The following is a 6,151-nucleotide window of genomic DNA, read 5'->3' on the forward strand; positions in this document are numbered from 1 at the left end:
CCCTCCTCGCCTACACCAAGGAACACTGTCATGAGTCAGCTCAACGCAACCAAAGTCCTGGTCATTGGTTACGTCTGGCCCGAGCCCCGTTCTTCAGCGGCCGGTGGGCACGTCATGCAAATCCTTGAAACATTCTTGCAGCATGGCTGGGACGTCACCTTCAGTAGCCCGGCCGGCACCGGCGAACATCGGGCTGATCTGACGGCGTTGGGCATTCGTGAAATTCCGATTGAATTGAACAACAGCAGTTTCGACGACTTCGTCAGTGAACTTGCTCCGGACATAGTGCTGTTCGATCAGTTCATGATGGAGGAGCAGTTTGGCTGGCGGGTCGAAAAATACTGTCCCGATGCCCTGCGTGTCCTCGAGACATCGGATCTGCAAAGCTTGCGGCACGCCCGGCATCAGCGCCTCAAGGATCGCTTGAAGGTCAGTGACGACAATAATGATTTCAGCGACTTGTTCGCGCCGGCGTTGCGCGAAGAGTTCGAACTGATGGCTGATACCGATCTCGCCAAACGGGAGATTGCTGCGCTGTACCGTTGCGACTTGAACCTGATGATCTCTGAAGTGGAGATCGAATTGCTGGTCGAGCAATTCAAGCTGCCGCGCAACTTGTTGCACTGGTGTCCGCTGATGGTCGAACCTGAGCTCGTGCCGCCGACAGCCTTTGAAGATCGGGCGCACTTTCTCAGCATCGGCAATTTTCGACATGCGCCGAACTGGGATGCGGTGCTCTGGATGAAAACAGCTATCTGGCCGTTGATCCGCGAGCAACTGCCCACGGCTCAGTTGCATATCTACGGCGCTTACACCCCCCCCAAAGCTACCGCGTTGCACAACCCGGCCCAGGGCTTTCATGTCATGAACTGGGCAGAAGATGCTTTGCAAGTGATGTCGGCGGCACGCATTTGTCTGGCGCCTCTACGCTTCGGTGCCGGTATCAAAGGCAAGATCGTCGACGCCATGTTATGTGGCACCCCCACGGTGACGACGCCCATCGGCGCCGAAGCCATGCATGGCAATCATCCCTGGCCTGGGACCGTGGCCCGCACGGCACGGGAACTGGCTGACTGTGCGGTGCGGCTGTATAAGGATGAAGCGCTTTGGGCGCAGGCCCAATCCCACGGACAGAGGTTACTGGCCGATCGATATAAAATGTCGGAACATGGCCCGGCGTTGATCAAGAAGTTGTTGCACTGCCAACAGCACTTGACTCAACTTAGACGCGATAATTTTACCGGTAGTATGTTGCGTCATCACCACCATAAAAGTACGCAATACATGGCGCAATGGATTGAGGCGAAAAACCGAAACCCTGCCTAAGTTACGCACAACCAAATACACATATCTTGCATTATCACAACGATTGATCGCCCCGCTCTTTCCCTTTATAAATTATTGACCGAAGTGAGTAACAGCCACTCACTTCGGCCAACCGATAACACCTATCAAACTATGCAAGGAAGCATTAAATGGACAATACTGTTCAGAACAACTACGTACTTAGAAACTGGATGGCCAGCACGCCGGCAATCGATACACTGTCGCTCAATGAGTTGACACTGCCAGGCACCCATAACGCCGGAAGCGACTGGAAAGCCACTTGGCTGCAAGGCCCGGGAGCCCATTGGCTGGCCTGTCAGCATAAATCGTTTTATTCCCAGCTACACAACGGTTCCCGCGCGCTGGATATTCGCCTGACTTACGACGCCCGCGCGCCGGGACTTGGAAAATTTCGCTGTCATCATAACAATTATCGCAATGACCGAACCCTGGGCCAACTTGTAACCGATGTAGAAAAATTCCTTCAGGAAAACCCCAATGAATTCATCATCCTGGACTTTCACGATCTGAGCGGAAGCACGTTTGACTTCGCTTATTTTAATGACATGATGATCCACTTTCTCGGTCATCGGATCATTCCCAGCAAAAACCGGTCGCTGAGTCTGCGTCAACTCAAACAAATCAGTTCTTTGCAAAGAATACTGGTCGCAGCCCCCAGGAACAGAGCCCTTGATCAAAACCTATTCATTGAACAGATCGAGCACAAATGGTCTGGCAACGGCCTCACCAGTGCCTCCGAGTTGGAACAGCACATTATAAAAGTGCTGAAGTTTCCGCCAGGCACATGGGCACCATGGTCCCTGTCCGCGACCAGTTATAGCGCTCTCGGTGGTCCGGTAGATATTCACGATGAGCTTAATTCGTGGTTTGACCCGAATAAAAGCGACTGGGCAACACGGTGCAACATTATCAATGTCGACTTCATTGAAGAAAGCAACATCGTTTCGTATTGCCTGACCGCAAACCTGAGTAAAGCGGCCAAGCGCGCCAACTAGCGCCGAGCCATTAAAGGATTAATTCTTATGCAAGTATTTCCGTGACTGGCAATGCAGTCGCGCACTTCTATGCTGGGTCATGAAAGCCTTTCTACGCAGGCGAGCAATAGAGGTATGGCACGCAGCCACACCCTAAACATGGACCTCGTCCCCTCCATGGAGGGGACGAGTCTACGACAAGGAACTGTCATGACCCATAACGCAGTAATCACGCTGGATAAACAAAAATGGATGAGTAATGCCCTCGACATCGATCGTATAAAACTGACTGATGTTATCTGGCCCGGCGCCCATAACGCCGGCATGGATAAACAGGCGCCTAATTATGAGGTGGTCGTCGGCAACTGGACGACATGTCAAAACGGTTCATTTGCATGGCAATTGTCCAATGGCGCACGGGCATTCGATATCCGTCTGGGCTACACCGAGGGGGCTGAGCAGTCGATTTTCTATTTCCATCACCATGGATATCAATCACATCGGGTTCTCGATGAACTCATCAGCGCAGTTTCATCTTTCCTGGACCGAAACCCGGATGAATTCGTGGTTTTGGACTTTCATCAGCTAGGGGACGGTAACAATCGCTTTGACTATCAGAAACTCAATGAGCTTCTGGTCAGCCAACTCGGACAGCGAGTGATACCGCCCGACAACGCCACAAAAACGATCGGCGAGCTCAAGCGGATCAGTGCTCTGCGCCGGGTGATATTAGCGGCGCCCGTACGGCGGGAACTGGATGAGAATTATTTCTGGCCGCGCATTGCACACAAGTGGATCAACAAGCGGTTTACCGACACCGAGGATTTGAAAACCCATATTTCCAACACACTCAAAGACGCGCCATACGAAACATTTTTATGGTCGTTATCGGCCACCAGCTACGCGTTTCTGGGAGGGCCTCAAGACATCAAAAACCACATCAATGACTGGTTCAATCCCACCCGGGACTGGGTGACGCGCTGCAGCATCATTAATACCGACTTTTTCGATGAATCCGAAATCGTTCGTTACTGCTGGAGTGCCACCAGCATGAAAGCGGTATACGGTGATGCGTTGCATGCCCCCGCCTGAGCACAGTCGCGTTGCAAGCTGGCCTTAGGCATCCCGAAAGAGGCATGATCAAGGGGCGATAACAATCAAAGCGCCCTGACATGACCCGAACAGCCAGAGTCACCGATCCTTCCTACGAATTGATGGACGACCACAACGGGTTGTCCATCATCTATCGCCAACACGGATTCCCCTGCCCCCTGGTGCGCTGGCATTTCCACAAGGAATACGAACTGCACCTGATCATCGCCAGCTCCGGCAAGGTGTTCATCGGTGACTACATCGGTAACTTCTACCCGGAAACACTGTTCCTGACCGGCCCCAACCTGCCCCACAACTGGATCAGCCAGGTGGCCGAAGACGAAGTGGTGCCCGAGCGCGACATGCTGGTCAATTTCACTGACGAGCTGTTCGAAAGTGGCCATCAGGTATTCGCCGAACTCAAGACAATTGCGCCCTTGCTGGAGCGCGCGCAGTACGGCATCGAGTTTCGCTGCAAGCGCACCATACGCCAGGCCATGACCTTGATGCAGCGCATCGCCGACACCCAAGGCATGACCCGGCTTGGGCATTTTTTCATTCTGCTGGAGTTGCTGGCGGCGTCCGATGACTACCAGTTGCTGTCCGGTGCCACAACGCCGCAATTGGCCGATGAACACAATATCGACCGTACCAACCGGGCGGTGGATTACATCTTTGCCCATTACGCCAGGGATTTAACGCTGGAAGAGGTGGCCGAGCATCTGGGTCTGAAGCCGACCTACTTCAGCCGAGTGTTCAAACAGGCCACCGGACGCTGCTTCATCGAGTTCGTCAATCGCCTGCGCATCAGCAAATCCTGCGAGCTGCTGGCCGATGGCGACAAAACGGTGACCGATGTGTGTTTCGAGTCGGGCTTCAACAACATTTCCAACTTCAACCGGCGTTTTCAGCAACTCAAGGGCATGACGCCGTCGCACTATCGGCGGCTGGCGGTGCAACGGTTGACTGAGCAGAATCAGCACTGACTTATCCTGTACCACGGATCCTTGTAGCAGCTGCCGAAGGCTGCGTTCGGCTGCGCAGCAGTCGCAAACCCGGCCACTCCACCTCTTCTGTATCGCCGCAGCTTCGGACCCGGCGAGGGCTTCGCCCTCGAACGCAGCCTGACGGCAGCTGCTACAGCGCGGCATGCAGCGACACCAGCCCCTGACTTCCCAGTGCAAAAAAGTATCGATCACAGTGCGATGGATGATTTGTCAGCCTGTCAATTGAAGGCTGTAATCGCTGCACATTCTTCCCTCCGCAGGAAGACACAAAAACAATAACTGTCCTTCTGTAACCCCCGGGTGCAGAAAAGGAGTGCACGATGCAACCTTCGGTAAAAGCTCTGCTTGCCCTCACCTGCATGACCCTCAGCAGCGTCAGCCTCGGCGCTCAGACCCTGACCATCGCCACCGTCAACAACAGCGACATGATCCGCATGCAAAAGCTCTCGAAAACCTTCGAAGCCGAGCATCCGGACATCAAACTCAATTGGGTGGTGCTTGAAGAAAACGTCCTGCGCCAACGCCTGACCACCGACATCGCCACCCAGGGCGGGCAGTTTGATGTGTTGACCATCGGCATGTACGAAGCCGCACTCTGGGGTGCCAAGGGTTGGCTGGAACCGATGAAGGACTTGCCGGCCAACTACGCCCTCGACGACGTTTTCCCTTCGGTGCGTGAAGGTCTTTCGGTCAAGGGCTCGCTCTATGCCCTGCCGTTCTACGCTGAAAGCTCCATCACCTATTACCGCACCGACCTGTTCAAGGACGCCGGGCTGACCATGCCGGAACGCCCGACCTGGGAACAGATCGGCGAATTCGCCAGCAAACTCACCCATAAAGATAAAGAACAGTACGGCATCTGCCTGCGCGGCAAGGCTGGCTGGGGCGAAAACATGGCGCTGATCACCACTGTCGCCAACGCCTATGGCGCGCGCTGGTTCGATGAGAAATGGCAGCCGGAATTCACCGGTGCTGAGTGGAAAAATGCGCTGAATTTCTACGTCGACACCATGAAAAAGTCCGGCCCGCCCGGCGCATCGAGTAACGGTTTCAATGAGAACCTGGCGCTGTTCAACAGCGGCAAGTGCGCGATCTGGGTCGATGCCAGTGTGGCCGGCTCGTTCGTGACCGACAAAACCCAGAGCAAAGTCAGCGACCACGTCGGCTTTACTTACGCACCGCATCAGGTCACCGACAAAGGTTCGGCCTGGCTGTATTCGTGGGCACTGGCCATCCCCACCAGTTCCAAGGCCAAGGAAGCGGCGAAAACCTTCAGCGCCTGGGCCACGTCCAAGGAGTACGGAGCCCTGGTCGCGGAAAAAGACGGCATCGCCAACGTGCCACCAGGCACTCGCGCTTCGACCTACACCGAGGCTTACATGAATGCCGCGCCGTTCGCCAAGGTGACGCTGGAATCGCTGAAAGCCGCGGACCCGAGCCAACCGTCCCTCAAGCCCGTGCCCTACATTGGCATCCAGCTGGTGACCATTCCTGAATTCCAGGCCGTGGGCACCCAGGTCGGCAAGCTGTTCTCGGCCGCGTTGATCGGCCAGACCACGGTCGACCAGGCCCTGACCGCCGCCCAGTCAACCACCGAACGTGAAATGAAGCGCGCCGGTTATCCCAAATAACCAGCGCCCCCCATGTAGGGGTCGGCTTGTGTGGCGAGGGAGCTTGCTCCCGTTCGACTGCGCAGCAGTCGCAAAGCTTTTGGGGCCGCTTCGCGACCCA

Annotated in this window: 5 protein-coding genes; all 5 read left to right on the plus strand. The window is 55.2% G+C overall.

What is annotated here, in order from left to right:
• The first annotated feature begins 30 nt into the window (after nucleotides 1-30).
• The 5 genes from AC07V0_RS18050 (at nucleotide 31) to AC07V0_RS18070 (ending at nucleotide 6,051) form a co-directional block, all read left to right on the plus strand.
• The gene (locus tag AC07V0_RS18050; protein ID WP_495019796.1) at nucleotides 31-1,326 is read left to right on the plus strand and encodes a glycosyltransferase; all 1,296 of its coding nucleotides are present in this window, start codon (nucleotides 31-33) and stop codon (nucleotides 1,324-1,326) included.
• Between the two features lie 149 nt (nucleotides 1,327-1,475).
• The gene (locus tag AC07V0_RS18055; RefSeq protein ID WP_018926034.1) at nucleotides 1,476-2,342 is read left to right on the plus strand and encodes a phosphatidylinositol-specific phospholipase C domain-containing protein; all 867 of its coding nucleotides are present in this window, start codon (nucleotides 1,476-1,478) and stop codon (nucleotides 2,340-2,342) included.
• Between the two features lie 189 nt (nucleotides 2,343-2,531).
• Nucleotides 2,532-3,413, plus strand: a complete 882-nt coding sequence (locus AC07V0_RS18060; protein WP_064618047.1) for a phosphatidylinositol-specific phospholipase C domain-containing protein — start codon at nucleotides 2,532-2,534, stop codon at nucleotides 3,411-3,413.
• An 80-nt stretch (nucleotides 3,414-3,493) separates the two neighbouring features.
• Nucleotides 3,494-4,399 carry an AraC family transcriptional regulator gene (locus tag AC07V0_RS18065; protein ID WP_018926036.1) on the plus strand — a complete coding sequence of 302 codons (906 nt, stop codon included), beginning with the start codon at nucleotides 3,494-3,496 and terminating at the stop codon, nucleotides 4,397-4,399.
• 341 nt (nucleotides 4,400-4,740) lie between these two features.
• Complete coding sequence (locus AC07V0_RS18070) at nucleotides 4,741-6,051, plus strand: ABC transporter substrate-binding protein (RefSeq protein WP_064618051.1); 1,311 nt, start codon at nucleotides 4,741-4,743, stop codon at nucleotides 6,049-6,051.
• Nucleotides 6,052-6,151 lie beyond the last annotated feature (100 nt).

The organism is Pseudomonas sp. GW821-FHT01E10 (assembly GCF_059422365.1).